26 protein-coding genes are annotated in these 26173 nt (G+C 71.4%); 8 read left to right on the top strand and 18 right to left on the bottom strand.

All coding sequences use genetic code 11. The features are described 5' to 3' along the window. Positions 1-2 precede the first annotated feature (2 nt). From L3Q67_RS08190 to L3Q67_RS08210, 5 genes are all read right to left on the bottom strand, one after another. A complete protein-coding gene (locus L3Q67_RS08190) occupies positions 3-392 on the bottom strand; it encodes an NADH-quinone oxidoreductase subunit A (RefSeq protein WP_499191461.1) in 390 nt (129 codons plus the stop codon). A 477-nt stretch (positions 393-869) separates the two neighbouring features. After that, the gene (locus L3Q67_RS08195) at positions 870-2153 is read right to left on the bottom strand and encodes a geranylgeranyl reductase family protein (protein ID WP_499188947.1); all 1284 of its coding nucleotides are present in this window, start codon (positions 2151-2153) and stop codon (positions 870-872) included. Further along, positions 2150-2854: a class I SAM-dependent methyltransferase gene (locus tag L3Q67_RS08200; RefSeq protein WP_499188948.1), complete on the bottom strand. Its 705-nt coding sequence runs from the start codon at positions 2852-2854 to the stop codon at positions 2150-2152. The genes L3Q67_RS08195 and L3Q67_RS08200 overlap by 4 nt, the downstream gene beginning before the upstream one ends. Positions 2855-2871: 17 nt before the next feature. Continuing rightward, positions 2872-3978 (bottom strand): glycosyltransferase family protein, encoded by a 1107-nt coding sequence (locus tag L3Q67_RS08205; RefSeq protein WP_499188949.1) that lies wholly within the window; start codon positions 3976-3978, stop codon positions 2872-2874. Continuing rightward, complete coding sequence (locus L3Q67_RS08210) at positions 3979-5097, bottom strand: glycosyltransferase family 4 protein (RefSeq protein ID WP_499188950.1); 1119 nt, start codon at positions 5095-5097, stop codon at positions 3979-3981. Between the two features lie 134 nt (positions 5098-5231). On the opposite strand from L3Q67_RS08210, the gene L3Q67_RS08215 reads away from it, so the two are divergent. After that, a complete protein-coding gene (locus L3Q67_RS08215) occupies positions 5232-6068 on the top strand; it encodes an inositol monophosphatase family protein (RefSeq protein ID WP_499188951.1) in 837 nt (278 codons plus the stop codon). A gap of 788 nt (positions 6069-6856) precedes the next feature. Here the strand turns inward: L3Q67_RS08215 and L3Q67_RS08220 are convergent. Continuing rightward, positions 6857-7357: a DUF3592 domain-containing protein gene (locus tag L3Q67_RS08220; RefSeq protein WP_499188952.1), complete on the bottom strand. Its 501-nt coding sequence runs from the start codon at positions 7355-7357 to the stop codon at positions 6857-6859. A 60-nt stretch (positions 7358-7417) separates the two neighbouring features. After that, positions 7418-8989, bottom strand: a complete 1572-nt coding sequence (locus L3Q67_RS08225) for a M1 family metallopeptidase (RefSeq protein WP_499188953.1) — start codon at positions 8987-8989, stop codon at positions 7418-7420. 83 nt (positions 8990-9072) lie between these two features. Here L3Q67_RS08225 and L3Q67_RS08230 point away from each other — a divergent pair, with 83 nt between their 5' ends. Next, positions 9073-9855 (top strand): LamB/YcsF family protein, encoded by a 783-nt coding sequence (locus tag L3Q67_RS08230; protein WP_499188954.1) that lies wholly within the window; start codon positions 9073-9075, stop codon positions 9853-9855. Positions 9856-9967: 112 nt separating this feature from the next. On the opposite strand, the gene menD is transcribed toward L3Q67_RS08230, so the two are convergent. Continuing rightward, positions 9968-11632 (bottom strand): 2-succinyl-5-enolpyruvyl-6-hydroxy-3-cyclohexene-1-carboxylate synthase, encoded by a 1665-nt coding sequence (gene menD / locus L3Q67_RS08235; protein ID WP_499188955.1) that lies wholly within the window; start codon positions 11630-11632, stop codon positions 9968-9970. A 36-nt stretch (positions 11633-11668) separates the two neighbouring features. On the opposite strand from menD, the gene L3Q67_RS08240 reads away from it, so the two are divergent. The 4 genes from L3Q67_RS08240 (at position 11669) to L3Q67_RS08255 (ending at position 15896) form a co-directional block, all read left to right on the top strand. After that, the gene (locus tag L3Q67_RS08240) at positions 11669-12613 is read left to right on the top strand and encodes a 1,4-dihydroxy-2-naphthoyl-CoA synthase (RefSeq protein ID WP_499188956.1); all 945 of its coding nucleotides are present in this window, start codon (positions 11669-11671) and stop codon (positions 12611-12613) included. Beyond that, positions 12613-13734, top strand: a complete 1122-nt coding sequence (menE, locus tag L3Q67_RS08245; protein WP_499188957.1) for an O-succinylbenzoic acid-CoA ligase family protein — start codon at positions 12613-12615, stop codon at positions 13732-13734. Before L3Q67_RS08240 ends, menE begins: the two co-directional genes overlap by 1 nt. A 55-nt stretch (positions 13735-13789) precedes the next feature. Then, positions 13790-14896, top strand: coding sequence for a DUF8814 domain-containing protein (locus tag L3Q67_RS08250; protein ID WP_499188958.1), 1107 nt, complete (start codon positions 13790-13792; stop codon positions 14894-14896). 124 nt (positions 14897-15020) lie between these two features. Beyond that, positions 15021-15896 (top strand): 1,4-dihydroxy-2-naphthoate polyprenyltransferase, encoded by an 876-nt coding sequence (locus L3Q67_RS08255; protein WP_209663867.1) that lies wholly within the window; start codon positions 15021-15023, stop codon positions 15894-15896. 138 nt (positions 15897-16034) lie between these two features. Here the strand turns inward: L3Q67_RS08255 and cds1 are convergent, their stop codons facing one another. From cds1 to L3Q67_RS08270, 3 genes are read right to left on the bottom strand one after another with little or no spacing between them, the layout of a single operon-like run. Continuing rightward, positions 16035-17108: a PLP-dependent cysteine synthase family protein gene (gene cds1, locus L3Q67_RS08260; RefSeq protein ID WP_499188959.1), complete on the bottom strand. Its 1074-nt coding sequence runs from the start codon at positions 17106-17108 to the stop codon at positions 16035-16037. Next, positions 17105-17392: a DUF4229 domain-containing protein gene (locus L3Q67_RS08265; RefSeq protein ID WP_499188960.1), complete on the bottom strand. Its 288-nt coding sequence runs from the start codon at positions 17390-17392 to the stop codon at positions 17105-17107. Before L3Q67_RS08265 ends, cds1 begins: the two co-directional genes overlap by 4 nt. Positions 17393-17403: 11 nt before the next feature. After that, positions 17404-17877, bottom strand: coding sequence for an Lrp/AsnC family transcriptional regulator (locus L3Q67_RS08270; RefSeq protein WP_499188961.1), 474 nt, complete (start codon positions 17875-17877; stop codon positions 17404-17406). Positions 17878-18159: 282 nt separating this feature from the next. On the opposite strand from L3Q67_RS08270, the gene L3Q67_RS08275 reads away from it, so the two are divergent. Continuing rightward, complete coding sequence (locus L3Q67_RS08275) at positions 18160-18369, top strand: BldC family transcriptional regulator (RefSeq protein ID WP_209663863.1); 210 nt, start codon at positions 18160-18162, stop codon at positions 18367-18369. A gap of 149 nt (positions 18370-18518) precedes the next feature. Beyond that, the gene (locus tag L3Q67_RS08280; RefSeq protein ID WP_209663862.1) at positions 18519-18704 is read left to right on the top strand and encodes a hypothetical protein; all 186 of its coding nucleotides are present in this window, start codon (positions 18519-18521) and stop codon (positions 18702-18704) included. 24 nt (positions 18705-18728) lie between these two features. Here the strand turns inward: L3Q67_RS08280 and L3Q67_RS08285 are convergent, their stop codons facing one another. The 7 genes from L3Q67_RS08285 to hemL form a co-directional block, all read right to left on the bottom strand. Beyond that, entirely contained in the window at positions 18729-20021 is a 1293-nt protein-coding gene (locus tag L3Q67_RS08285) for a MinD/ParA family ATP-binding protein (protein WP_499188962.1), read from the bottom strand. Positions 20022-20095: 74 nt separating this feature from the next. After that, a complete protein-coding gene (gene ccsB, locus L3Q67_RS08290; protein ID WP_499188963.1) occupies positions 20096-21076 on the bottom strand; it encodes a cytochrome c biogenesis protein in 981 nt (326 codons plus the stop codon). 3 nt (positions 21077-21079) lie between these two features. Next, the gene (gene resB / locus L3Q67_RS08295; protein ID WP_499188964.1) at positions 21080-22726 is read right to left on the bottom strand and encodes a cytochrome c biogenesis protein ResB; all 1647 of its coding nucleotides are present in this window, start codon (positions 22724-22726) and stop codon (positions 21080-21082) included. After that, positions 22723-23496, bottom strand: coding sequence for a cytochrome c biogenesis CcdA family protein (locus L3Q67_RS08300; protein ID WP_499188965.1), 774 nt, complete (start codon positions 23494-23496; stop codon positions 22723-22725). The genes resB and L3Q67_RS08300 overlap by 4 nt, the downstream gene beginning before the upstream one ends. A 47-nt stretch (positions 23497-23543) precedes the next feature. Next, positions 23544-24113, bottom strand: a complete 570-nt coding sequence (locus tag L3Q67_RS08305; protein WP_499188966.1) for a TlpA family protein disulfide reductase — start codon at positions 24111-24113, stop codon at positions 23544-23546. Next, the gene (locus L3Q67_RS08310) at positions 24110-24736 is read right to left on the bottom strand and encodes a histidine phosphatase family protein (protein WP_499188967.1); all 627 of its coding nucleotides are present in this window, start codon (positions 24734-24736) and stop codon (positions 24110-24112) included. The genes L3Q67_RS08305 and L3Q67_RS08310 overlap by 4 nt, the downstream gene beginning before the upstream one ends. After that, the gene (gene hemL, locus L3Q67_RS08315; RefSeq protein WP_499191462.1) at positions 24733-26043 is read right to left on the bottom strand and encodes a glutamate-1-semialdehyde 2,1-aminomutase; all 1311 of its coding nucleotides are present in this window, start codon (positions 26041-26043) and stop codon (positions 24733-24735) included. The genes L3Q67_RS08310 and hemL overlap by 4 nt, the downstream gene beginning before the upstream one ends. Positions 26044-26173: the final 130 nt, after the last annotated feature.

Here is a 26173-nt window from a genome sequence, read left to right on the forward strand (position 1 = left end):
CCCTAGTTCCAGTCGAGGCCGCCGCGCCGCCACACGTAGGCGTAGGCGAAACCGACCGTGGCGATGAACAGAACGATCTCCACCAGGCCGAACAGGCCCAGCGCGTCCGCGGAGACCGCGAACGGGTAGAGGAACACCATCTCGATGTCGAACAGGATGAACAGCATCGCCGTGACGTAGTAGGCGATCGGCATCCGGCCGCCGCCGACCACCGGCTGCGGCGAGGGTTCGATCCCGCACTCGTAGGCCGAAAGTTTCGCCTTGTTGTAGCGGCTGGGGCCGACGAGCGGGCCCAGCAGCACCGAAAGCACGGCGAACCCGATCGCCAGCACGAACAGGATGACCAGCGGGAGGTAGATGTCCAAGGTGGGGGCCGCGGCCCCCTGAGCCAGAAATTCCCGGGGGGCGACCCCCGGACCCCCGCCAAAAGACAGTGGGCCCGCGAAGTGTGGTGGTTGCAACGCCAGCACGGTTCGTCCATCCCTTCCGCGCCGCTGCGATCGAACTCGGTCTGAGTGCCTCGTGGCGCACCCTAAGCGACCCGGATCACACGTCCGAGAGTTAGGGCAGCCTTACTGCTGGTGAGTTAGGGCCCGCGATCTCGGCGGACGCTTGTGAAAAAGTTCACAAGCGAGCCGTCAGAATTGTGAAGCGGTTCACAAGGCACGGGGTCAGTGTAGGACGCGAGTCACACCGTTGTCGCCATCCCCCGTGGTATAAGGCTCACCTAACTTCCGTGGCGCTCACCGGACGCGCGTACTGCGGCGCGGGTCCGAGACCAGCGGGAAGAGGACGAAACGCGCCGGTCCCAGCCGGTGACACGGTTTGTCCGGTGTGAGGTAACACACGCCAACCGAAGAGGCGGGTGCTTACCGGGGGCTGGGTGTCGCGCGCGAAGCGGCGGCGATGAGCCGGTCGACCACGTCGCCGCCCTTGGCGTCGTAGCAACCGGAAAGACCCTTGTACACCAACGGAAGCAGCTTGTTGATGCGCAGCCCGTACTTGGTCGCCGCGCGCATCACGGCCGGCTTGCCGATCAGCTTCGCGAAGACGTTGCCGAGCCGGTAGTAGCCGCCCATCATGTCCGCGACGGCCATCGGATAGCCCTGCAGCGCCCGCTCCCGCGACGAACCCTCCGGCCGCGCCAGCGCCTGGACCACCGACTCGGCGGCCAGCTGCGCGGACTCCATCGCCGCCGAGATGCCCTCGCCGTTGAACGGGCTGACCATGCCGCCCGCGTCCCCGAGCAGCAGCAGGCCGTCGCGGTAGTGCGGGGTGCGGTTGAAACCCATCGGCAGCCCGGCACCGCCGACCTTGCCGATCGCGTTCTCCTCGCGGTAGCCCCATTCCTCGGGCGTGCCGTCGAGCCACTGCCGCAGCAGCGCGCGGTAGTCGGTGCCGCGGAAGGCTTTCGAGGTGGACAGCATGCCGAGGCCGATGTTCACCGTGCCGTCGCCGAGCGGGAACGCCCAGCCGTAACCAGGCAGCAGCTTGGGCCGCGCCGGGTCGCTGCGGTCCCACAGCTCGAGGTGGCCCTCGATGAACGGGTCGTCGTGCCGCGGGCTCCTGTAGTACCGACGCACGGCCACGCCCATCGGGCGCTTTTCGTTCTTCTGGATGCCGACGCTCAGCGCGAGCCGCGCGGACACGCCGTCGCAGGCCAGCACCAGCGGAGCGCGGTAGCTGACCGGGCGCTTCTCCTCGCCGGTCTTGGCTTCGACGCCGACCACGCGGCCGGTGGCGTCGGTGATCGCGCCGGTGACCGTGGTGCGCTCCAGCAGCCGCGCGCCCGCCTTGACCGCGGTCTTCGCCAGCAGGTCGTCGAAGTCCTGGCGGGTGCGGGAAACGCCGTAGGGCGGGTAGCTGGTCAGCTCCGGCCAGTCCAGCTCCAGCGTCAGTTCCCCGGTGAGGATGCGCAGGCCGCGGCTGTGCACCCAGCCCGCGTCCTGACTGGTGTCGATGCCGAGGTCGATCAACTGCTTCACGCCACGCGGGGTGAGCCCGTCACCGCAGACCTTCTCGCGCGGGAAGACGGTCTTCTCCAGCAGCAGCACGTCCACCCCGGCGCGGGCGAGATAGGTGGCGACGGTCGAACCCGCCGGGCCCGCGCCCACCACGATCACCTCGGCGTCGCGCTGCTGAAGAGTCGTCATGGAGCCGAGTGTACGGGCGGCTTGGTGGCCCGATGGATTGCTACGACACCGAATGTGAGGTTCATCCACTCCACGTCCTGCCAGCCTGCCGAGGCGATGATCTCGCCGAACTCGCGCTGTGCCGGCCAGGCGAGCATGGACTCGGCGAGGTAGCCGTAGGCGTCCGGATTGGACGAGGAGTGGCGGCCGACCCAGGTCATCGCCTTGAGGATGAACCGGCGGTAGACGAACCGGATGGGCGCGAAGGTCGGCGTGGACACCTCGCAGATCACCAGCCGCCCGCCGGGGCGCACCACGCGCGCGAGTTCGGCCAGCGCGGCCTTGGTGTCGACGAAGTTGCGGATGCCGAGCGAGACCGTGGCCGCGTCGAAGCTGCCGTCGGCGAAGGGCAGGTGCAGCGCGTCCGCGGCGACCATCGGCACCTTGCGGTGCAGGCCCGCGCGCAGCATGCCGATCGAGAAGTCCGCGGCCAGGCACCAGGCGCCGTTGGCGGCGTACTCGGTGGTGGACACGCCGGTGCCCGCGGCCAGGTCGAGCACCTTCTCGCCGCGCTTGGCGTCGAGCACGCGCGAGGTGGTGACCCGCCAGCGGCGGTCGAAACCGAAGGTCATGAACGAGTTCGCGCGGTCGTACCCGTCGGCGACGCCGTCGAACATGGCGGCGACCTCACGCGGGTCCTTGTCGAGGCTGGCTCGGGACATGCCGTCACAGTACGTCGCTACCCGCCCAGCACGCGCAACATGCCCCGCACAGCGCTCGGCCAGGTGAACTCCTCGGCCCGCGACCTGGCCGCCGCGCGGCGCTCGGGCTCGGGCCGGTCCAGCACCCCGGTGACCCCGGCGGCGAAGGCGGGCGCGTGGTCGTCCACGGCCGCACCACCGGGCGGGCGCACGATCTCGCGCAGCGCGGAGGAAGCCGAGACGACCGCGGGCGTGCCCGACGCGAGCGCTTCGAGCGCGGCGAGCCCGAAGGTCTCATGCGGGCCGGGCGCGAGCGAGACGTCGGCGGAGGCGAGCAGCCGGGCGACCTCGGCGCGTTCGGCGACGAACCCCAGGAAGGTGATCGGCAGGCCGCGTGCCCGGCGTTCCAGCGCCCGCCGCCGCGGCCCGTCACCGGCGACCACCAGCCGGACGTCCACACCGGACTCGGTCAGCTCGGCGACGGTGTCCACGCTGCGTTCCACGTGCTTCTCCGGCGAGAGTCGTCCACAGTGGACGATGAGCGCGTCGGCGGTGCCGAGCAGTTCGCGGCGGAGTCCGGTGTCGCGCAGGTGTGGGGCGAAGGCACGCAGGTCCACACCGAGCGGTACGCGGCGCACGTTCGGCACGCCGATCCGGTCGAACTCGGCGCGCGCGAACGCCGTGGTGCAGACCACCGTGTCGTAGCTGCCCGCCATCCGCCGGTTCGCCGCGTCCGCCCACTGCCTGGCCAGCGGCGCGGGCACCAGGAACTGCTCCAGCAGCCGGTCCAGCCGCTCGTGCGAGATCACCACGCTCGGCACGCCGTGCCGCTTCGCCCAGGTGCCCATGCCGCGCAGGGTGAGCCGGTCGGACACCTCCAGCCGGTCCGGCCGCAGCCCGCGCAGGACCCCGCGGACGCGGTGCGGGTCGACCGCGCGATAGCCGCCGGTACCCGGGATCCGGGGCGCGGGCAGCTGGAACCGGCGGACACCGGTGGGCAGCTCCTCCTCCGCGTACCGCTGCCCCGGCACCACCAGCGTCACCTCGTGACCGCCCGCGACGTACCCCGCGCCGAGGTGGTTCAGCGCGGTCCGCAGGCCGCCGGAGCGCGGCCCGTAGAAGTTCGCCAGCTGGACGATGTGCACTCAGGCCGCCTGCGCCGCCCGGCCGGCCACCGCTTCGTAGTGCCCCATCAACTCCCCGCACACGGCGGGCCAGGTCCGGCCGAGCACGACCTTGCGTGCCTTCTGACCGAGCCGTTCGCGCAACGCCGGGTCCCGCAGTTCGTCGACGCGGTCGAGCAGTTGCGCGGCGAACCTGGCGCGGTCGGCGGGCAGCAGGAAACCGGTCCGCCCGTGCAGCACGAGGTCGCGCGGTCCGCCCGCGTCCGGAGCGAGCACCGGCAGCCCGGAGGCCATTGCCTCCTGCACCGCCTGGCAGAAGGTCTCATGTGGACCGGTGTGCACGAAGACGTCGAGGCTGGCGTACGCGGCGGACAACTCGTCGCCGTACTTCGCGCCGAGGAAGGCGGCACCGGGGATGCGGTCGCGCAGCCCGGCCAGCTCAGGACCGTCGCCGACGACCACCACGCGGATCCCGGGCACGCCTGCCAGCGTCACCAGCCGGTCGACCTCCTTCTCGGGGGCCAGCCGCCCGACGAAACCGACAAGCAGCTCGCCGTTCGGCGCGAGTTCGGCCCGCAGCGCGGGGTCGGCGTGCGACGGCGAGAAGCGCTCGATGTCCACACCGCGGCCCCAGCGGTGGACGCGCGGCACCCCGTGCGCCAGCAGTTCGCGCACCGAATCGCTGGACGGCGCGAGCGTGCGGTCCGCCCGCGAGTGCACGCGGCGGACCCAGCGCCAGGCCGCCCGCGCGCCGAGGCCGAGGCCGTACGCGGCGGCGAACCCGGCGATGTCGGTCTGGTAGACCGCGATCGACGGCACGCGCAGGCGCCGGGCCGCGGCCAGCCCGCGGGCGCCGACCACGAACGGTGACGCCAGGTGCACCACGTCCGGGCCGAAGTCGGCCATCGCGGTGAGCACGGTCCGGGTCGGGACCCCGATCGGCAGGGAGTTGACCACCGGCAGGCCGAGCGCGGGGATCCGCACCACGGGCGCCCCGCGGTACTCGGCCGGACCGGGACCGGGCGCGATCACGAGCACCTCGTGCGCCCGGTCGCGCAGGTGCTCGACCACCCGGAGCACGGAGTTCGTGACGCCGTTGACCTGCGGCAGGAAGCTTTCGGTGACGATGGCGATACGCACGATCCGGACTGTGGCAGGCGCGGGTGACGCACCGGCCAACAGCGTTCGAACTCCTCCGCTCAGTGCGAAGTCGCCATGGCCCGGACACCTCACCGTCGGGTTCCGGTCACCGAGCGCGGCCATGCTAGAGCGGCGTGACCCTCTTGTCGTCCCGCCCGGCCCGGCCCGTCGAGCCCGCCCTGCTGTCCAAGGCCCTCGAAGTCGCCGGGCGGCTGGCCAACGACGCCACCGACGTGATCACCGCGACCGCCGGACGGGGTGCCCGGCCGGACACGCCGGACACGCCGTTCGACTGGGTCACCGACACCGAACTCATCCTGGAGCGGCACACGCGCCGGGTGCTGACCGCCGAGTTCCCCGGGATGCCGGTGGTCGGCGAGGAGTTCGGCGCGGACCTGGGTGCCGACGTGGCCGAGTACCGCTGGGTGGTGGACCCGGTCGACGGCACCGCGAACTACGTGGCCGGTATGCCGTGGTGCGCGTTCAGCCTGGCACTGGTGGACTCGTCGGGCCCGGTGGTCGGCGTGGTGGCCGACCCGTACCGAGGCCAGATCTACGCGGCGGCGCGCGGCCGGGGCGCGCGGGCGAACGGCACTCCGGTGCGGTTGTCCGGCGAGCCGGTGCGGTTGCCGGGCGCGATCATCTGCACGGAACTCGGCCGGGGCGGGGCCTGGCCGGGGATGGCGGGGTTCATCGAACGGGCGTCCGCCGCCCACGCCGGGGTGCGGATCCTGGGCTCGGCGGCGCTTTCCGTGGCGCAGGTCGCCCTGGGCCACGCGGGCGCGGCCGTCCTGCACAGCTACCACGAATGGGACGTCGCGGGCGCGGTCGCACTGGCCATCGAATCGGGTGCCGTGGTGCTGGACCGCCACGGCGCCGGCACCGCCCTCCCCGCCGACGGCATCCTGGTCGCCGCCCCCGCCCTAGCCGAAACCGTCCTGACCTGGTGGCAAACCACCCCCCACCCCTAACCCCTCCCACCCCACGCCGCCGAACCCCACGTTCAGACAGCCGAGTCCCACGTTCCAGCAGCCCAACCACACACTCGCCCCGCCGAGCCCCACGCTCCGACACCCGGACCCAACGTTCCGGCACCCGCCCCCACGCTCGCCGCCGAGTCCCCACGTTCTTACAGCCGAGTTCCACGTTCAGGAAGCCGAACCCCACACTCAGGAAGCCGAGCCCCACGTTGGGGCAACCGAGTCCCACACCCGGCAGCCGAAACCCCACGTTGGTGCGGCCGAGTCCCACACCCGGGCAGCCGAAACCCCACGTTGGTGCGGCCGAGTCCCACACCCGGGCAGCCGAACTCAACGTTCAGGAAGCCGAATCCCACGTTCAGGCGTCCGAGTTCTGCGTCCAGGCATCCGAGTTCCACGTTCGGTTGGCGGCTCCCGCGTTCGAGCGGCTGGGAACCGCGTTCCGGCGGGCAGGGCGGTAGTCGGCTGCAGGGCCGGTTCGGCCTCTTGAACGTGGGACTCAGCTACCCGAGTGTGGAACTCGGCTGCTTGAACGTGGTGTTCGAGTGCCTGAGTGTGGGCCTCGGCTGACCGAGTGGGTTCGAGTGCCTGAGCGCCGTACTCGGCTGCCCGAACGTGGAGTCCGGCTGCCCGACTGTGGAACTCGGCTGCCTGAACGTGGAACTCGCTGCTCGAGTGCGGGATTCGGCTGCGTGAACGTGGAGTTCGGGTGCCCGAGTGCGGGACTCGCGTGCCTGAACGTGGGGTTCGGGTGCCCGAGTGTGGGTTTGCGGGTGGGGCTATTGGTTCTGGTGGGTGGGGGGGTCGGGAGGGGCGGAGGCGGGGTTGGCGGAGGGGGTGGGGGTGGGGGGTGGGGTGGGGCGGCGTAGGAGGCGGCGGGTGAAGAACCAGGCGGGGCCGGCGACCAGCCAGGTGAACAGGATGGTGGTGCCCAGCGGCAGCAGGGTCAGCGAAGCCGTGCGTCCGGCGACCCGCGCCAGTTCCGGGTCTTCGCTGTTGTATTCGACCCGCACCAGCTGTCCGGCTTCCAGCCCCGCCGGGTAGAGCACGCCGAGCGAGGGCGTGTGCGCCACCCCGTCCGGCGTCACGAACCGGATCAGCGTGCGGTCGAAGGAGACCGACAGCACCTCGGCGTCGGCCGTGCCGCGGTGGTCGGCGATCGCGCTGTCGTTGCGCACCGCGGCGAAGAACAGGGTCACGCACAGCAGGGTGAGCACGGCGGCCACGCCGACCAGCACGCGGACGCCGATCCGCAGCAGTTTCTCACTCCTGGGCGACATACGGCACACCCTAGCCGCGGGTGCGGAAGGCCGGGGCGACCTCCCGCACCCGCGCGAGGGCTAGAAGTCCCGGCCCGCTTCCGTGCCGTGCGCGTGGGCGTGCCCGTGCGCGGCGAGGTCGGCGTGGGTCTGCTGGATCTTCGCCCACGACTTCGGCTCGGCGGGCTTGCCGTCCGCGGCCCGCGCCACGGTGGCCGCCGAGGCCGCCGACGACTGCCCGGTCGGGCTGAAGTCCGGTCGGCCGGGGGTGAACAACCACGTCTGGAACAGGTCGTACAGCGGCTTGCCCGAGACCTTCTCCGCCAGCGCGATGAACTCCGGGATGGTCGCGTGCTTGCCCTTCTTCTGCGCCTGCCACGTCTGCAGCAGCTTGAAGAAGCTCTCCTCGCCGATCGCCTTGCGCAGGGCGTGCACGGCCAGCGCGCCGCGGTCGTAGACGGCCGCGTCGAACTGCTTGTCCGCTCCCGGGTCACCGGGCTTGACCTGCCAGAACGCGCTGTCCGCCGGGTAGGAATTGTAGAGGTACTCGGCCAGCTCGTCGGCCGTGCCCTCGCCGATGCTCTCCGACCACAGGAACTCCGCGTAGCTGGCGAAACCCTCGTTCAGCCAGATGTCGCTCCACTTGCCCAGCGACACGGAGTCGCCGAACCACTGGTGCGCCACCTCGTGCGCGACCACCGAGGTGTTCGAGCCGTTGCGCCAGAAGCTGTTGCCGTAGACCGAGCGCGTCTGGTTCTCCAGCGCGAAACCGATCGCGTTGGACGCCACCCCGCCCTGCGCCTCGAACGGGTAGGGCCCGAACTGGGTGGCGAGGAACTCGGTGACCTCGGGCGTGCGCTCGATGCTGGCCTTGGCGGCGGGCAGCGCGGCGCCCAGCGCCGGGTCGTAGGCGGAGAGGAACGGCTGCCCGCTCGGGGTGGTCGACTGGAGCACCTCGAAGTTGCCGACGGCGAGGAAGGCCAGGTAGGTGGCCTGCGGCTGGGTGCTGCGCCAGTTCCACCGCGTCCAGCCGGTGCGCTGCTTGGTCTTGCGCACCAGGGTGCCGTTGGAGATGGCGGAGACGGCGTCGGGGACCTCGACGGAGACGTCGAAGGTGGCCTTGTCGGTGGGGTGGTCGTTGGCCGGGTACCACCACTCCGAGCTGAACGGCTCGTCCACCACTTCGGCGCCGGTCGGCGTCTTGCGCCAGGCGGTGGCGCCGTCGACGACCACCTGCGACGGGGTGTCGGTGTAGCTGACCACGATCGTCACGAACTGGTTCTTCGCCAGCGGCTTGGCCGGCTGCACCACCAGCTCGCTGGGGTCCTTCGCGTCCTTGCCGAACTTGGCGGGCGCGTTGTTCACCCGCACCGAGCTGACCTTGAGACCGAAGTCCAGGTTCAGCGTGGAGAGCTCCTGCGTGGTGGTGGCCAGGATGGTCGTCTGCCCGGACAGCTGGTCGGTCGCGGGCTGGTAGGTGAGCCTGATGTCGTAGTGCTGGACGTCGTAACCGCCGTTGCCCGCACCTGGGTAGTAGGGGTCGCCAGCACCCGGCGCGCCAGGCGCTGGTGCGGCACTGGCCGACGTGGCCAGCAGGATCGAGGCGAGGCCAGTGGCCACCGCACCGGCTCCCGCGCGAGTTCTCAGCCGCATATATACCCTCCTGGTGTCCGTGGTCGAGCTCCGGGCGAACCTATCGCCGCACCGGGGCACGAGGAACAACCAAAAGGAGGGTCTTGCCTGCTGAGAACGGCCGAGCCGGGCAGTCGACGGTGGATCTGAACAGCGATCTCGGGGAAGGCTTCGGGATCTGGGTGCTGGGGGACGACGACGCCCTGCTCGACATCGTCACCAGCGCGAACGTGGCGTGCGGCTTCCACGCCGGGGATCCGAGCATCATGCGCGCGACCTGCGAACGCGCCGCCCAGCGGGGCGTGGTGATCGGCGCGCAGGTGTCCTATCGCGATCTGGCCGGGTTCGGCAGGCAGCGGATGGACGTGCCGCCGGACCGGCTCGCCGACGAGATCACCTACCAGATCGGCGCCCTGGACGCCTTCGCGCGCGCCGCCGGGACGCGGGTCGCCTACGTGAAGCCGCATGGCGCGCTCTACAACACCGTGGTGACCGACGAGGTGCAGGCCGCGGGGGTCGCCGACGGGGTGCGGCGGTACGGGGAACTGCCGGTGCTGGGACTGCCGGGGTCCGCGCTGCTTTCGGCCGCGGAAGCCCGTGGGCTGCCCACGGTGACCGAGGCCTTCGCCGATCGCGCCTACACGCCCGAGGGGCACCTGGTGTCGCGGCGGGAAGCGGGCGCGGTGCTGCACGACGTCGAGACGATCGCCGCGAGGTGCGTCGACCTGGCCACGCACGGCCGGATCACCGCGATCGACGGCTCCGAAGTGACGGTCGGCGCGCGCTCGATCTGCGTCCACGGCGATACGCCCGGAGCCGTCGAGATCGCCAGAGCCGTGCGAGCCGCCCTGGAAGCCACCGACATCACCCCGGCCCCCTTCGCCTGAGCCCAGCGAATGCTATGAGTGGGGCATTACTTGCATTCCGAAACAGCGCGCAGCTCCGTTGAGGGTGGCGGCGGGCGACGGGAGGGCGCTAGTAATGCCCCACTCATAGCGTTCAGATGGAGGCGGAGACGGCGGAGCGCAGGCGCGCGTGCAGGTCCCGGTGCCGCGACCGGTCCACCCGTACCTCGATCACCCGTAGCCCCGGCGCCGGGCGCAGGGCGGCGCGGAACTCCGTGAGCGTCTCCGCGACCACGTGCGGCACCCGGTACCCGGCGCACAACGCGCCCAGGTCGGCCCCGTGCGGGGTGCCGAAGATCCGCTCGAACCCGGCGCTGTGCTCCGGCGCGCCCTGCTCCAGCAGCGTGAAGATGCCGCCGCCGTCGTCGTTGAGCACCACGATGGTCAGGTCCGGCCGGTACTCCGCAGGCCCGGTCAGCAGGCCGTTGATGTCGTGCAGGAAGGTCAGGTCGCCGAGCAGCGCGTAGGACGGTCCTTTGTGGACACTGGCGGCGCCGATCGCGGTGGACACCGCGCCGTCGATCCCGGCCACGCCGCGGTTGCGGTGCACCAGCACGTCCGGGCGCATGCCCCCGGCCAGCGCGATGTCCCTGGTCGGGTTCGACGGGCCGACCACCAGCATCGCGTCCTCGGGCAGCGCCTCCACCAGCTCCGCGGCCAGGCGCAGCCCGGTCGGCCACGGCTCCTCGGCCAGCGCCTCGCGGACCGCCGCCTTCGCCGCGGCGTCCGCGCGCTGCCAGCTCGCCAGCCATTCCGGGTCGGCGGGCTTGGTCGGCTCGGCGAACCACTGGCCCACCTGCCGGACGTTGTGCGCGGGCGCCGGCCAGTCCGAATCCGGCCGGACCAGCAGGACCTCCACGTCGGCGTCCGAGAGCAGCGCCTGCACCTGCCGGAACACCGTCGGCCTGCCGAGGCAGAGCACCTGCTCCGGCTTGTGCTTGTCGATGAACTCGGGCACCCCGAGCAGCCAGGCACCCGCGCCGATGGCGGTCGACCCGGTCAGCCCGACGCCGCCGGTCTCCGAGACCACCGGCCAGCCGTGCTGCTCGGCCCATTCGCTCGCCGCGCCCACCCCGGTGTCGCAGGCGATCACCAGGCCGTGCCGCGCCGAGGGCACCACGAACGCGGGCAGCGCGCCGAAGTCGGGCAGCTCGGTCCACCGGGCACCGCCGGGGCGGCCCTCCAGCGACTCGTACCACTCGCCGTCTTCGCCGTCGGGGACCAGCGGCTCGCGGAACGGGATGTTCAGGTGCACCGGCCCGCTGCGCCATTCGCCGTAGGCCGCGTTCCACGCCCGGCAGACCTGGCTGCGCCAGTACGAGTTCTGCCCGGCCCGGCGCTCGGCGACCGCCAGCTCGTCGCCGTAGCGGACCGCGTCGCCGTAGAGGCGGCGCTGGTCGATGACCTGGTTGGCCCCGGCCGCGCGCAGCTCGGGGGGGCGATCGGCGGTGAGCACGATCAGCGGCACCCCGGCGCGGTCGGCTTCGAGCACGGCGGGGTGGAAGTTCGAGGCCGCGGTCCCGGAGGTGCACAGCACGGCGACCGGCCGGCCGGTGCGCGCGGCGATGCCCAGGGCCAGGAAGGCGGCGCTGCGCTCGTCGATCCGGACGTGCAGCCGCAGCTTGCCCGCCGACGCGGCGTCGTAGAGCGCCAGCGAGAGCGGCGCGTTGCGGGAACCGGGGCAAAGCACCACGTGGGAGACGGTGTTGCGGATCAGTTCGTCCACGATCACCCTGGCCTGCGCGGTCGACGGGTTCACCGGGCGTCCCCCGGCAGGTCCTCCGCGCACATGGCCATGGGTCCTATTCTCCCAGGTGTGAGTGACACCCAGATTTCCGAGCTGTTCGACCCCGCCTCGTGGTCCGAGGTCGAAGGGTTCGACTTCACCGACATCACCTACCACCGTTCCACGGAGAGCCGCTCAGGAAAACGCGTCGTCCGGGTCGCATTCGACCGGCCGGGCGTCCGCAACGCCTTCCGGCCGCACACCGTCGACGAGCTGTACCGGGCGCTGGATCACGCGCGGATGTCCTCGGACGTCGGCTGTGTGCTGCTCACCGGCAACGGCCCGTCGCCACGGGACGGCGGCTGGGCGTTCTGCTCCGGTGGTGACCAGCGTATTCGTGGTCGGTCCGGGTATCAGTACGCGGAGGGGGAGACCTCCGACACGGTCGACCCCGCGCAGGCGGGCAGGCTGCACATCCTCGAGGTCCAGCGGCTGATCCGGTTCATGCCGAAAGTGGTGGTGGCGGTCGTGCCGGGCTGGGCGGCGGGCGGCGGGCACTCGCTGCACGTGGTGTGCGATCTCACGCTGGCCTCGGCCGAGCACGCGCGGTTCAAGCAGACCGACTCCGCCGTCGGCTCGTTCGACGGCGGCTACGGCTCGGCGTACCTCGCGCGGCAGGTCGGGCAGAAGTTCGCCCGCGAGATCTTCTTCCTCGGGCGGTCCTACACCGCCGAGGAAATGCGGGCGATGGGCGCGGTGAACGCCGTGGTCCCGCACGCCGAACTGGAGGCCGAGGCGCTGCGCTGGGCGTGGGAGATCAACGGCAAGTCGCCGACCGCGCAGCGCATGCTCAAGTACGCGTTCAACCTGATCGACGACGGACTGGTCGGCCAGCAGCTGTTCGCCGGTGAGACCACCCGGTTGGCCTACATGCAGGACGAGGCGGTCGAAGGTCGCGACGCCTTCCTGGAGAAGCGGGAGCCGGACTGGTCGGGCTACCCGTACTACTACTGATGCGGGTGGTCACCTCGGTCCCGGAGCTGACCGGAGCGCTGGCCGCGGCGCTGGACGGTGGTCCGGCGGTGCTGCCGCTGGCCGCCGGGAACACCACGCTGCGTGACGCGATGCGGCCGGACCTGCCGGTCGAGGACGGCACGGCGGTGATCATCGCGACCTCCGGCTCGACCGGGGCGCCGAAGGGTGTGCTGCTCTCGGCGGACGCCCTGCGCTCGTCCGCCGGGGCGACGCACGAGCGGCTCGGCGGCCCGGGTCGCTGGCTGCTCGCGACGCCACCGCAGTTCATCGGCGGCCTCCAGGTGCTGGTGCGCTCGATGCTCGCCGGGACCACGCCCGTGGTGCTCGACACCAGCGCGGGGTTCCGGGCCGAGGACTTCGCCGCCGGGGTGCGCGAGCTGGTCCGGCAGCCGGGGCCGCACTACAGCGCGCTGGTGCCCACGCAGTTGTCGCGGCTGGTGGCCGCGGGCCCGGAGGTGACGCGCGAGGTCGCCCGGCTGGACGCGATCGTGCTCGGCGGGGCCGCGCTGGACCCGCGCCTGGCGGAACGCGCGGCCGACGCCGGGATCACCGCGGTGCCCGCGTACGGGATGAGCGAAACCGCCAGCGGCTGCGTCTATGCGGGCATCCCGCTGTCCGAAGTGGACATTCGTATCGGTACGGGCGGCCGGGTGGAGATCGCCGGTCCGGTGCTGGCACACGGTTATCGCCTGAACCCCGAGCTGACCGCGGAGTCCTTCGTGGACGGCTGGTTCCGCACCAGCGACCTCGGGCGGCTCGACGGCGGCAGGCTGGAGGTGCTCGGCCGGGCCGACGACGTGATCAACACCGGCGGGGTGAAGGTGCCCGCGGCCGCGGTGGAACGGGCGCTGCTGACCCATCCGGCGGTGCGCGCGGTGTGCGTGGTCGGCGTGCCGGACCCGGAATGGGGCGAGGCCGTGGTGGCCGCCGTGGTGCTCGCCGAAGCCACCCTTCCGGAGGACGACCTCCGCGCGCTCGTGCGGGCGGACTCGGGCGCGGCCGCGGTGCCGAAAAGGTTCCTCACGCTGGAGGAACTCCCGTTGCGCGGCCCGGGGAAGGTGGACCGTAGCGGCGTTCGCGCGCATTTCAAACACGGTTGACCCGGTCGGGTCCCCGCGTTGACAGATCACGGGGTGTCCCTTTTGCTGACTTTCCGTGATCAACAGAACCCGTGCTCTGGTGTTGTGCGTGCTGCTGGCCTTCAGCGGCCTGACCACCCCCGCCTTCGCCGACGGGCCGGTGAGCTGGACGATCGATCCGCCACGCGGCCGGCTCGAACCGTTGCCGGGGACGATGTTGCCGCTGAGCGTGGAAGACCTGCCGGTCAAGGAACTCCAGTCCGAAGTGGACACTGTGCGGATCGAGCACGGGACGCCGGGCGTGCTGGTGGACGTACGCGGCCTGCGCCCGGACGGCCGGTGGACCGAATGGATCGAGGCGGTGCCGGGGATTCCCGCCGAATTGCCGAGCGCGACGCGATCGGTGCAGGCGCGGCTGGTGCTGCCCGGTCAGGTCGGCGTCGAGATCGGCTCGCTGCAGGTGACCGCCTGGCACGCCGGGGTCGCGATCACCGACCCCACGCTCGCGGTCACCTACCGGGTCTTCGCCACGCGTGAGGGCCTGGTCGGCGGGACCACCGCGAACGGGCACAAGATCGTGCAGCGCGACCACTTCGTGGCCCTGCCCTCGCGGCGCGGGCTCGCGGGCAAGAACCAGGGCAACTACTCGGTGAAGGTGTGCACCGCGGGCCACGGGCGGTGCGAATGGGCGCCGGTGTGGGACGTCGGGCCGTGGAACACCAAGGACGACTACTGGAGCCCGGAGCGCGCGAGCTGGAGCGACCTGCCGCGCGGGTTGCCGCAGGCGCAGGCGGCGTACCAGCGCGGGTACAACGGCGGGAAGGACGAATTCGGCCGCGAGGTGGCGAACCCGGCGGGCATCGACCTGGCCGACGGCACCTTCTGGGACGGGCTGAAGCTGAAGGACAACGCCTGGGTCGACGTCACCTACCAGTGGACCGGCGGCGGCCCGTGGGGCACGGTGACCTCGTACGACTCGCTGAACGTGCGGATCGGGCCGCACAGCTCGCAGCCGCAGGTGGGCCTGGCCGCGCGGCACGCGCAGATCCGCCTCGAATGCGCCGCGCCGGGCGAATCCGTGCCGGGCACGGAAGGCACCGATGCCCGGTGGTACCGGTTGGCGCCGGGGATGTACGTCTCGGGCGCCTACGTGAAGGTCGCGCAAACCCCTCCACCCTGCTGAGGGCGCGGCTGATTGCTATGAATGGGGCATTACTTGCATTGAATGCTAGTAATGCCCCACTCATAGCAATCGTCACGGGCCCCTGCCGCACCGGCCGGTCGCCCCGGTGGCCAGAATGCTCGGTATGGCGACGCTGACCGAATGGATCGAGGGGGCGCGGCCGCGGACGCTGCCGAACGCGGTGGCACCGGTGGTCGCCGGGATCGGGGCGGCGACGGCGCTCGGGGCGTTCTCCTGGTGGCGGTCGCTGCTCGCGCTGGGCGTGGCGCTCGCGTTGATCATCGGCGTCAACTACGCCAACGATTACTCCGACGGCATCCGCGGCACCGACGCCGATCGCGTCGGACCACTGCGGCTGGTCGGCTCGGGCACCGCCAAGCCGAAGGCGGTGCTGGCCGCGGCCCTCACCTCGCTCGGCGTCGCGGGCGTGCTCGGGCTGGTGCTGGTCGCCGCGAGCGGGTACTGGTGGCTGCTCGCGATGGGCGCGTTGTGCCTGCTCGGCGCCTGGTTCTACACCGGCGGGCGGCGGCCGTACGGCTACGCGGGCCTGGGCGAGATCGCCGTCTTCGTCTTCTTCGGCCTGGCCGCCGTGCTCGGCACCGTCTACATCCAGGCCGGGCGCCTCAGCTGGGAGGCGCTGGCCTGCGCGGTCGCCGTCGGCAGCTTCTCCACCGCCGTGCTCACCGCGAACAACCTGCGCGACATCCCCACCGACGTCACCGCGGGCAAGCGCACGCTGGCCGTCCGCCTCGGCGACGACGGCACGCGGCGGTTCTACCTGGTGCTGGTGGCCGTGCCGTTCGTGCTCAGCTTCGCCCTCGGCCTGCTCACCGACCCGCGCCTGGTGATCGGGGTGCTCGCCGGCGCTCTGCTGATCCGCCCGGTGCGCGCGATCCGCTCCGGCGCCACCGGCCCCGGCCTGATCCCGGCGCTCAAGGACACCGGCCTGGCCATGCTCGCCTGGGCCGTGCTCACCTGCGTCGCACTCGTCCTGCTCTAGAGAGCGGCGCGAGGGCGCGCCGGTCACTGGAGTGAGGCGCGTCGGGCCGGCCACGGCACGGCGTGCCTTGCTCCAGTGACCGGCTCAAAAGCGCCCTCGCCGCCGCGCCGGAGGCGCGGCCGAAAACGCGGCCGAAGATCAAGGCAAGAATTTACCGCTGACCAGGAACTCTTCCATCGCGGCCCGGTGCGGTGCCAGGTCCATGCCCTGCGCGGCCACCCACTCGTCGCTGTAGTAGGTGTGCGCATAGCGGTCGCCGCCGTCGCACAGCAGCGTCACCACGCTGCCCGCCTGGCCTTCCGAGACCATGCGCGAGATCAGCTTGAACGCGCCGTAAAGGCTGGTCCCGGTCGACCCGCCGGCCCAGTACCCGGTGTGCTCGCGCAGCAGGCGGATCGCCGCGATCGACGCCGCGTCCGGGACCTGGAACATCTCGTCGATCACACTCGGCACGAACGACGGCTCGCAGCGCGGGCGGCCGATGCCTTCGATCCGCGACGGCATGCCGGTGCCGTAGTCGAGCGCGCCGGTCTCCCAGGCGCCGTAGAACGACGAGTTCTCCGGGTCGACCACAGCGACCTTCGTGGTGTGCCGCCGGTAGCGCACGTACCGGCCGAAGGTCGCGCTGGTGCCGCCCGTGCCCGCGCCGACCACGATCCACGCGGGCACCGGGTGCCGCTCGGCGCGCAGCTGCGCGAACACCGACTCGGCGATGTTGTTGTTACCCCGCCAGTCGGTCGCGCGCTCGGCGTAGGTGAACTGGTCCAGGTAGTGCCCGTTGCACTCCGACGCCAGGCGCTCGGCCTCGGTGTACATCTCGGCCGGGATGTCGACGAAGTGGCAGCGGCCGCCGTAGAACTCGATCAGCGCGATCTTCTCCGGGCTGGTCTTGCGCGGCACCACCGTGACGAATTCCAGGCCGAGCATCCTGGCGAAGTACGCCTCGGACACCGCGGTCGAGCCGCTGGACGCCTCGATCAGCACGGTGTCCGGGCCGATGTGCCCGTTGACCAGGCCGTACAGCAGCAGCGAGCGGGCGAGGCGGTGCTTGAGCGAGCCGGTCGGGTGCACCGACTCGTCCTTGAGGTAGAGGTCGACGCCCCATTCCGGCGGCAGGGGGAAGACCTTGAGGTGGGTGTCGGCGCTGCGGTTGGCGTCGGCCTCGATGAGGCGCACGGCCTCACGGGTCCACGCGCGGTTCTGCGGGCTCATTCGGCTTCCGCGGTGTCGCCCCGCAGCTGGGCGCGCAGCTTGGCGCGCTCGCGGGCGCGGCCCTCGTTGCGCTTGGCCAGCTGGGCGGTGACGCGGGTGTTGAGCCCGCGGAAGGCGAGCAGGCCCAGCGGCAGGCCGACCACGAGGCCGACCGCGAGGGCCACCAGCAGCGGCACGTTCACCAGCAGCAGGAGCCCGGCGACCACGGCCACCAGGCCGAAGCGCGCGAGCAGGTACAACGTCAGATCGCGACCCAGGTGGCCAGGAACAGCAGCGTCAGTCACATCAATGCAGGTTACGCGCCTTCTCCGGGCGGCTCGTCCAGGCCTTCGTTGTTCGGCCTGGCCTCGAAGCGGGTGGACAGCACCACGGTGGTGCGTGTGCGGGCCACCCCGTCGATCCGGCGGAGCCTGCCGAGGGTGCGCTCCAGCTGGTCGACCGTGGACACCCGGACCTTGACCACGAACGCCTCGTCACCCGCGACGGCGTAGCAGCTCTCGACCTCGACGAGGCTGCCGAGCGCTTCCGCGACGTCGTCGTCGGCGGCGGTGTCGGTCGGCTGGATGCCGACCAGGGCGGTCACGCCGAGGCCGACCGTGCTCGGATCCACCACGGCGTGGTAGCCGGTGATCACCCCGGCCGCCTCCAGCTTGCCGACGCGCTCGTGCACCGAGGACGCCGACAACCCCACGGTCCGGCCCAGCTCGGCGTAGGTCGCCCTGCCGTTGAGCCGCAGCGCGGCGATGATCCTGCGATCGAGTGCGTCCATAGCGGGTCACCCTAACCAGCCCCACCCCGCCCGGCCTCCGCGCTCACACCCCCGAGCCCACCTCCATGTGTGGAGTTCAGGCGCCCGAGTGTGGAACTCGGGTGCGCCAGTGTGGGGTTCGGCTACCTGAGTGTGGAACTCGGCTGCCTGAGTGTGGGGTGTCCGAAGCGGGTGTTTTATCCCTTACTACCTCTTTACTCTTCGACAACCGTTCGAGTACCTGACGGGGTGGATGCGACGATTGCGCCGTTGAGAGCCGCGAGGTCGTGAAGGAGGCGGAAAGTGACCGCGACCGTCGGAGGACGACTGCTCACCCCGGGTGAGGTCGCCGCATTGTTCCGAGTCGATCCGAAGACGGTGACCCGCTGGGCCACCGCCGGGCGGATCGGTTCCATCCGCACCCCGGGCGGCCACCGCCGCTTCCGGGAAGCCGAAGTCAACGAGTTGCTCGCCGAACTCACCACCGACGCCAGCGAGCCGACCCGCCGCTGACCGGCGCGCGAACCACGCGAACCCACGGGGATGTCTCACGACATCCCCGTTCGCTTTTCACGGCGCGGCCCCCGTCGCACCCGCAAACCCGGCAAAAGGGTTAACCTCGGGGGGAGACACCCGCGCACCACAGCCTGAAGGGATCGAGCATGCTCTACCTGCTCGCGGCGATCGGAGCACTGACGGTCGCCGTCGTCCTGTGGCGAACGTTCGGCGCCCCGCGCCCCGGAGTCCCGTCGTCACAGCCCCGCGTCGCCCCCGATGACGATCCGGACTTCCTCCGTGGTCTGTCCGAGCAGCACCGGAAGAGGAGCCGGGACGACGACGAGAAGTAAAACCCCGCTTTACCCGATCCCCCGCTAGCGCTCGACGGAGAAGCCGTCCGCGACGGTGGCCGCCAGTTCCAGCAGGGCCAGTCGCGTGTCAGCCTGCAGCCGGTCCAGTTCGATCTCGGCGCCCTCTTCGAGGTGCGGGTCGAACGGGATGCGGCACACGCCCCGCACCCGCGCGGCGAAGTGCGCCGCCAGCTTGTCCAGGTCGACCGAGCCGCCCTTGGGGCGCACCGAGTTGATCACCGCGACCGAGCGCTTCACCAGGTCGCCGTAGCCGTGCGCGTCCAGCCAGTCCAGCGTGGCCGAGGCGCTGCGCGCGCCGTCCACCGAGCCGGACGAGACCACGACCAGCGAGTCGGCGACGTCGAGCACGCCCTTCATCGCCGAGTGCATCAGGCCGGTCCCGCAGTCGGTGAGCACGATGTTGTAGAAGTGCTCCAGCAGGTTGACCGTGCGCCGGTAGTCGTCCTCCGAGAACGCCTCCGAGACCGCCGGGTCCTGCTCGCTGGCGAGGATCTCCAGCCGGCTCGAACCCTGTGAGGTGTACGACCGGACGTCGCTGTAGCGCGTGATCTTGTCCGCGTCCCGCAGCAGGTGGCGCACGGTGGCGGTGGTCTCGATGGGGATCTTCTGCGACAGCGTGCCGCGGTCCGGGTTCGCGTCGACGGCGACCACGCGGTCACCGCGCAGCGAGGCGAAGGTCGCGCCGAGCGTGGTGGTGGTCGTGGTCTTGCCCACGCCGCCCTTCAGGCTCAGCATGGCGATCTTGTAGCACCCCCGCAGGGGCTGGTTGACCTGCGCGATCAGCTCGCGGCGACGCCGGTCCGCCGGGCTTTCACCCGGGTTGATCAGCTTGCCGGACCCCACGTACAGCGCCTTGCGCCAGCCGGACTGCGGCCGCCGCTTGTTCGGCTTCACCAGGTGCGCGGTGGTCAGGTCGTCGCCGGGCAGCGGCCTGCCGAGCGGCTGGGGCAGCATGCCCGGCGGCAGCAGCGGCGCGGGCGGACCGGCCGGGGACTGCGGCTGCGGCAACGGCGGGAGCGGGGCGGACGGCTGCCCGTACTGCTGCTGTTGCTGCGGGTGCAGCGGCGGCAGTTGCTGGTCGTACGGATCGGCGTAGGGCCGCTGGTACGGCGGCACGGGTGGCACCTGCGGCACCTCGTACGGCCCGGAGGCCGCCGGGTGCGGTGCCGAGTCGGTGCGTTCCTCGGAGAAGTGCGCCTGGTCCTCGGCGGGGGGCGGTGGGGGCGCGGGTTGCCACTGGGTGGGCTCCTCGCCCGGTTCCGGCTGCCGACCGGGCACCTCGTCAGATCCGGTCACCGTCGCGGTCCTCCCACTTCCTCTCGTCGTACTGGCTGTACTGGCACGACGGTAGCCGGGATCCGCGTGAGATGTCAGCCGACCCCGGCGTAGGAGTGCAGACCGGTGGTGACCAGGTTCACGAAGAACAGGTTGAACACCGTGGCGGAGAAGCCCACCACGTTGATCCAGGCGGCGCGGTTGCCGCGCCAGCCCGCCGTGGCCCGCGAGTGCAGGTAGGCCGCGTAGATGACCCACGCGATGAAGGCGACCGTCTCCTTCGGGTCCCAGCCCCAGAACCGGCCCCACGCGGCCTCGGCCCACACCGCGCCGCACAGCACGCCGAAGGTGAACACCGGGAAGGCGAACACGGTGGTCCGGTAGGCGACGCGGTCCAGCACCTCCAGCGCGGGCAGCTTGGGCCCGAAGCGCGCGAACTTGGCCGGGTTCTTCTCGTGCCTGCTGCGGATCAGGTAGAAGACGCTGGCCACCCCGGGCACCAGGAACACCCCGGAGCTCAGGATCGCCGCCGAAACGTGGATGACCAGCCAGTACGACTGGAGCGCGGGCTGCACCGGCGCGGCGACCGCGTAGAGCATGGTGCCGCCGACGAACATCAGGATGACCACCGGCAGCAGCACGAACGCGGACAGGTGGCGGATGTCCGACTTGCGCAGCACCACCAGCCAGGTCACCACGGCGATCAGGCAGACCGCCATGATGTATTCGTACATGTTGCCCCAGGGCACGCGCTGCGTGGCGACCCCGCGCAGCACCAGCGCGGCCAGGTGCAGCAGCGCTCCGAGCACGGTCAGGGCCACGCCCATGCGGCCGATCCGCTCGGCCCGCTCGCGGCGGGCGGGCGCCTCGTCGATCGGGGGCACGGTGGAGGACAGCACGGACCCGCCGCCGGCGCCGACCAGTTCGGCGGACCGCTCCCTGGTGCGCTGGGCCGCCTGCCTGCCCTTGCGCCCGAAGGACTGCTCGACCAGGAAGAACATCATCGCCAGCACGTACACGGCGACGGCTGTGGTGTAGGACAGGTCGCTGAACTGCGACAGCGTCTCGTTGACCATGCTCTAGTCCTTCTTCTCGGGCGTTTCCCGGGGGTCCGGGGGTCGCCCCCCGTGCTCGGCACCGTGGAGCGAGACCGCGATCCGGTTGAACTCCTCGCCGTAGCCTGCCTGGTCCGTCCTGGCCAGACCGGCCACTTCTACTACAGTACGTCGTAGCTCGGCGCCACCGGCGGCTGGGGTGATCCGCACCCAGAACCGGCGCCGCTTGACCAGCAGCGAGCCGATCAGCCCGAGCAGCATGGCGATCGCGCAGACCAGCACCCACACCTGCGTCGGGTCGTAGGACACCTGGAGCGAGGCGTACTTCTCCACCCCGTCGAACCGGATCTTCGTGCCGTCGTCCAGCGCCAGTTCCTGGCCCAGCATCAGGTTCTCCCGAGCCACCTTGACCAGCCGCCCACTGTCCACCATGGACTGGTTGACCTCGAAGATGGACTGCCCGCGCCCGGAGTCGATGCCGAGGTCGCCGCGCAGCACGTCCACCGCGACCCCGGGTTCGGTGAGCACCGGGCTCGACGAGCTGAGCACGTTGCCGTGCACGAAGGCGGTCGGCGCGAACAGCCCGGTGATCGCCAGCTGCTTCTTGCGGCGCTCGTCGGTGTCGGTGATGCCCGGCGGGTCGAACTTGGTCGCGCCCTCCGACAGCATCGTGGCCGGGTCCACCAGGCGCCACTGGATCGCCTGCGTGCGGGTGGTGCCGTCGGGGTAGGTGACGGTGAACTTCGGGGCGTAGCCGTAACCGAGCACGTAGACGCGGTCCTCGCCCATGCGCAGCGGCTCGTTCATCTTCACCTGGTAGGGCAGCCAGGTGCCGGTTTCCAGGTCCGCGCCGGACTGGTACTCGATGTCGGCCTGGTAGTGGATCGGCTGCAGCTGCTCGGTGTACTCCGCGGTGAACTCGTTCACCTTCACGCAGAACGGGCTCAGCTCGGTGCCGTCCACCTGCAGGCCGGGGTCGAAGGCGTCGTAGGCGTAGATGCCGGAGTTGCAGAACTGCGAACCGTTGGCCAGCACGGTGACCTGGCCCTCGTAGCCGAACATCTTGCCGATGGCGAAGAACACGATCAGCCCGAGCATGGCGAAGTGGAACAGCAGGTTGCCGGTCTCCCGCAGGTAGCCGCGTTCCGCGCTGATCGTGCGGACGCCGCCCTCCTCCTCGCGCTCGGCCTGGCGCCACCCGCGCAGTCGCGTTCGGACGGTCGCGGCCACTTCGTCGGCGCTCGCACCGGTTTCGAAGTGGTGGTGGTGCGGCATGCGCCCGAGGCGGCGCGGGGTGAGCACCGGCTTGGCCCGCATCGCGCGGACGTAGTCGACGCTGCGCGGGCCCAGGCAGCCGACCAGCGACACCATCAGCAGCAGGTAGATCGCGGAGAACCAGACGCTGGAGTAGACCTCGAAGAACTGCGTCGCGTCGAGCAGCTCACCCCACCAGCCGTGGTTGGTGATGTATTCGTCGGTCTTCGGCGCGTTCAGCGCGCGCTGCGGCAGCAGGGCGCCGGGCAGCGCGGCGAGCGCCAGCAGGAACAGCAGGATCAGCGCGGTGCGCATCGAGGTCAGCCCGCGCCAGGTGTTGCGGACGAACGCGAGTGCGCGCCGGAGCGGGGTTTCGCGGTACGGGCCCTTCGGCGGTGCGTCCGAGGTGAGCGTCACAGCGGGAGCTCCACTTCGTTGACGACCGCCACCCGCAGCCAGCCGACCAGCTCGCCCCACAGCCCGGTGACCAGCAGCAGGCCGACCACCAGAAGCAGCGCGCCGCCGAAGATCTGCACGCGGCGGCCGTTGCGGCGCAGCCAGCCGGTGACCCGCACGGCCCAGCGGGCGCCCAGCGCGATCAGCAGGAACGGCACGCCGAGGCCGAGGCAGTAGAGCAGGATCAGCAGGAACCCGCGGGCCGCGGTGCCACCGGTGGAGCTGGCCAGCACCAGCACGCCGGTCAGCGTCGGGCCGATGCACGGGGTCCAGCCGAGGCCGAAGACCGCTCCGAGCAGCGGCGCGCCCCACAGCCCGCCGCGCGGCACGCGGTGCGAGCGGACGTCCTTCTGCAGCGCGGGAATCAGGCCGAGGAACACCAGTCCCATGGCGATCGTGATGACGCCGCCGATGCGCTGCAGCAGGTCCTGGTTCATCAGCATGGCGTCGGAGACCCAGACCAGGCTGCCGAGCCCGAGCGTGAACACCACGGTGAAGCCGAGGATGAACAACCCGGCCGCGCCGACCACGGCGAAGCGGCCCTTCTTCGGCGCCTCGTCCGGGCTGACCGCGGGCGCGTCCGCGCCGACCAGTGCGGAGAGGTAGGCGAGGTAACCGGGCACCAGCGGCACCACGCACGGCGAAGCGAACGAGACCGCCCCGGCCAGCAGGGCCACCCCGGCGGCGAGCAGCAGCGGACCGGAGGTCGCTAGCTCGGTCACTGGGTCCACCAGATCAGGGTAAGGAATGAAGAACCCGTGAACTCACCGGCTACCGGTTACTCGGCGGCGAGCCGCTGAACGACCGGCATCAGGTCGCTGGCGAGCAGGCCGCGCAGGAAGACCATGGCCACCCGGTGCTGCTTGTCCAGCACGATCGTCGACGGCACGGCGTTGCGCGGGTAGCCCTTGAGCGCCAGCAGTGACCGGCCGGGCGGGTCGTAGATGGACGGGAAGGTGAGACCGAAATTACGCACGAAGTCCTGGGGCGCGTTCCGGTTGTCCTCGCGGACGTCCAGCCCGATCACCTGCACGCCGGGCGCCTCGCGCTGCACCTTCTCCAGCTCTGGCGCTTCGGTACGGCACGGCGGGCACCACGAACCCCAGAGGTTGAGCACCACGACCTTGCCAGGGAAGTCCGCGACCGAGATCTGCTTGCCCTCGACCATCAGGTCCTCACCGGACATCGGCGGCAGCGGCTTGCGCTGGTCGCCTTCGTAGGTGATGTCGACCTGCCCGCCCGGTGAGACGAACTCGAAGTTGGTACCGCGCGCGACCGCGTCGGACCCGCCGGAGCAGCCCGCCAGCAGCAGGACCAGCGCGGCGAACGGAGCGACGAGCTTCCTCATGCCCCGGTGACCTTCGGGTCGGTGTACCCGGCGGGCTCGCTGTAGACGATCCGGTCGAGCCGGTCGCCCTCGAAGACCAGGCTGGTCAGCGAGGCCAGCGAGCACTGCCGCTGCCGCGGGTCGTGCCAGAGCGGGCGCCGCTCCAGGAACCGCCGCAGCGTCCAGATCGGCAGCTGGTGTGAGACGCACAACGCCTCGAAGCCCTCGGCCTCGGTGCGCGCGCGGTGGATCGCGCCGAGCATCCGGTGCGCGATCTCGAGGTACGGCTCACCCCACGACGGTTTGAACGGGTTGACCAGCTTCGGCCAGTGCCGCGGCTCCCGCAGCGCGCCGTCGCCGACCGCGACCCGCTCGCCCTCGAACTGGTTGCCCGCCTCGATCAGCCGCTCGTCGGTGGCCACGTCGAGCCGGTGCGCGTCGGCGATCGGCGCGGCCGTCTCCTGCGCGCGCTGCAGCGGCGACGCCACCACGTGCACGATCTGGTGCCCCGCCAGCGCTTCGGCGACGGTGAGCGCCTGCCGCTGCCCGCGCCCGGACAGCCGGAAACCGGGCAGGCGGCCGTAAAGGATGCCTTCGGGGTTGTGCACCTCGCCGTGGCGGAGCACGTGCACGATCGTCGTCATGACGCCTGCTCCGCGGCGGCGGCCGCTTCCGCCGCCGGGGTCAGCGCGGCTTCGATCAGCTCGAACGCGGCGTCGTCCATGGCGGCGTTGACGAACCACGCCTCGAAGGCGCTCGGCGGGGCGTAGACCCCGCGCTCGAGCAGCGCGTGGAAGAACGGCGGGAAGCGCCAGATCTGGGCGGTGGTCGCGTCGTGGTAGTTCCGCACCGGCTCCTCGGTGAAGAACACGCTGAGCAGGTTGCCCGCGTACGCCACGTGGTGCGCCACCCCGGCGGCCGAGAGCGCCTGGCCGAACAGCGCGCCGAGCCGCTGCGAGTTCGCGTCGAGCGCGCGGTAGACCGCGTCGTCGGCGTGGCGCAGGGTGGCCAGGCCGGAGGCCACCGCCACCGGGTTCCCGGACAGCGTGCCCGCCTGGTAGACCGGGCCGGTCGGAGCGAGCCGGGCCATCACTTCCGCGCGGCCGCCGAACGCCGCCGCGGGCAGGCCGCCGGACATCACCTTGCCGAAGGTGTAGAGGTCGCCGGGCACGCCTTCGATGCCGAACCAGCCGGCGGCGTTGACCCGGAACCCGGTCATCACCTCGTCCATGATCAGCAGCGCGCCGTCTCCGTGCGCGAGCTCACGCAGGGAGGCGTTGAAGTCCCGGTCCGGGGCGACCGCGCCCATGTTGCCCGCGGCGGCCTCGGTGATGATCGCGGCGATCTCGCCGGGGTTGTCCGCGAAGGCGGCCCGCACGGCGTCGACGTCGTTGTAGGGCAGGACGATCGTGTCGGCGGCCTGCGCGCCGGTGACCCCCGGCGAGGTCGGCAGCCCGAGCGTGGCCACGCCGGAGCCCGCCTGCGCGAGCAGCGCGTCGACGTGCCCGTGGTAGCAGCCGGCGAACTTGATGATCTTGGACCGTTCGGTGAAGCCGCGGGCCAGCCGGATGGCGCTCATCGTCGCCTCGGTGCCCGAGTTGACCAGCCGCACCTGCTGCACCGGCTCGACCCGGCCGATGATCTCCTCGGCCAGTTCGACCTCGCCGATGGTCGGCGTGCCGAAGGACAGCCCGAGGCTCGCGGCCTCCCGCGCGGCCTCGACCACCGCGGGGTGGGCGTGCCCGAGGATCATCGGCCCCCACGAGGACACCAGGTCGACGTATCTCGTGCCGTCGGCGTCCCAGAGGTACGCGCCCTCGCCGCGGACCATGAACCTCGGCGTGCCGCCGACCGCGCTGAACGCGCGCACCGGCGAGTTGACGCCGCCGGGGGTGGCGGCCGACGCGCGCGCGAACCATTCCTCAGACTGTTCGACTGTCACGTTCGCCAGTCTGACAGAGCAGACCGACAGTCGGCGCACCCGCGGCCGGGCGGGCGGTCCCCGATGCCCGGCGGCCGTGGTGAGCATCACGTCCGGCACGCGCGCGACCGGCCGTCACTGTCCACAATGGCCGGTCAGG

Origin of the sequence: Saccharothrix sp. AJ9571 (assembly GCF_021725495.1) — a bacterium.
GTDB lineage: Bacteria > Actinomycetota > Actinomycetes > Mycobacteriales > Pseudonocardiaceae > Amycolatopsis > Amycolatopsis magusensis.

Coding starts and splice junctions, on each gene's coding strand:
- L3Q67_RS08195 (WP_499188947.1), bottom strand. CDS start 2,153: ATGACGACTCTTCAGCAGCGCGACGCCGAGGTGATCGTGGTGGGCGCG.
- L3Q67_RS08200 (WP_499188948.1), bottom strand. CDS start 2,854: ATGTCCCGAGCCAGCCTCGACAAGGACCCGCGTGAGGTCGCCGCCATG.
- L3Q67_RS08220 (WP_499188952.1), bottom strand. CDS start 7,357: ATGTCGCCCAGGAGTGAGAAACTGCTGCGGATCGGCGTCCGCGTGCTG.
- L3Q67_RS08225 (WP_499188953.1), bottom strand. CDS start 8,989: ATGCGGCTGAGAACTCGCGCGGGAGCCGGTGCGGTGGCCACTGGCCTC.
- L3Q67_RS08240 (WP_499188956.1), top strand. CDS start 11,669: ATGGGTCCTATTCTCCCAGGTGTGAGTGACACCCAGATTTCCGAGCTG.
- menE (WP_499188957.1), top strand. CDS start 12,613: ATGCGGGTGGTCACCTCGGTCCCGGAGCTGACCGGAGCGCTGGCCGCG.
- L3Q67_RS08255 (WP_209663867.1), top strand. CDS start 15,021: ATGGCGACGCTGACCGAATGGATCGAGGGGGCGCGGCCGCGGACGCTG.
- cds1 (WP_499188959.1), bottom strand. CDS start 17,108: ATGAGCCCGCAGAACCGCGCGTGGACCCGTGAGGCCGTGCGCCTCATC.
- L3Q67_RS08270 (WP_499188961.1), bottom strand. CDS start 17,877: ATGGACGCACTCGATCGCAGGATCATCGCCGCGCTGCGGCTCAACGGC.
- L3Q67_RS08280 (WP_209663862.1), top strand. CDS start 18,519: ATGCTCTACCTGCTCGCGGCGATCGGAGCACTGACGGTCGCCGTCGTC.
- ccsB (WP_499188963.1), bottom strand. CDS start 21,076: ATGGTCAACGAGACGCTGTCGCAGTTCAGCGACCTGTCCTACACCACA.
- L3Q67_RS08305 (WP_499188966.1), bottom strand. CDS start 24,113: ATGAGGAAGCTCGTCGCTCCGTTCGCCGCGCTGGTCCTGCTGCTGGCG.
- L3Q67_RS08310 (WP_499188967.1), bottom strand. CDS start 24,736: ATGACGACGATCGTGCACGTGCTCCGCCACGGCGAGGTGCACAACCCC.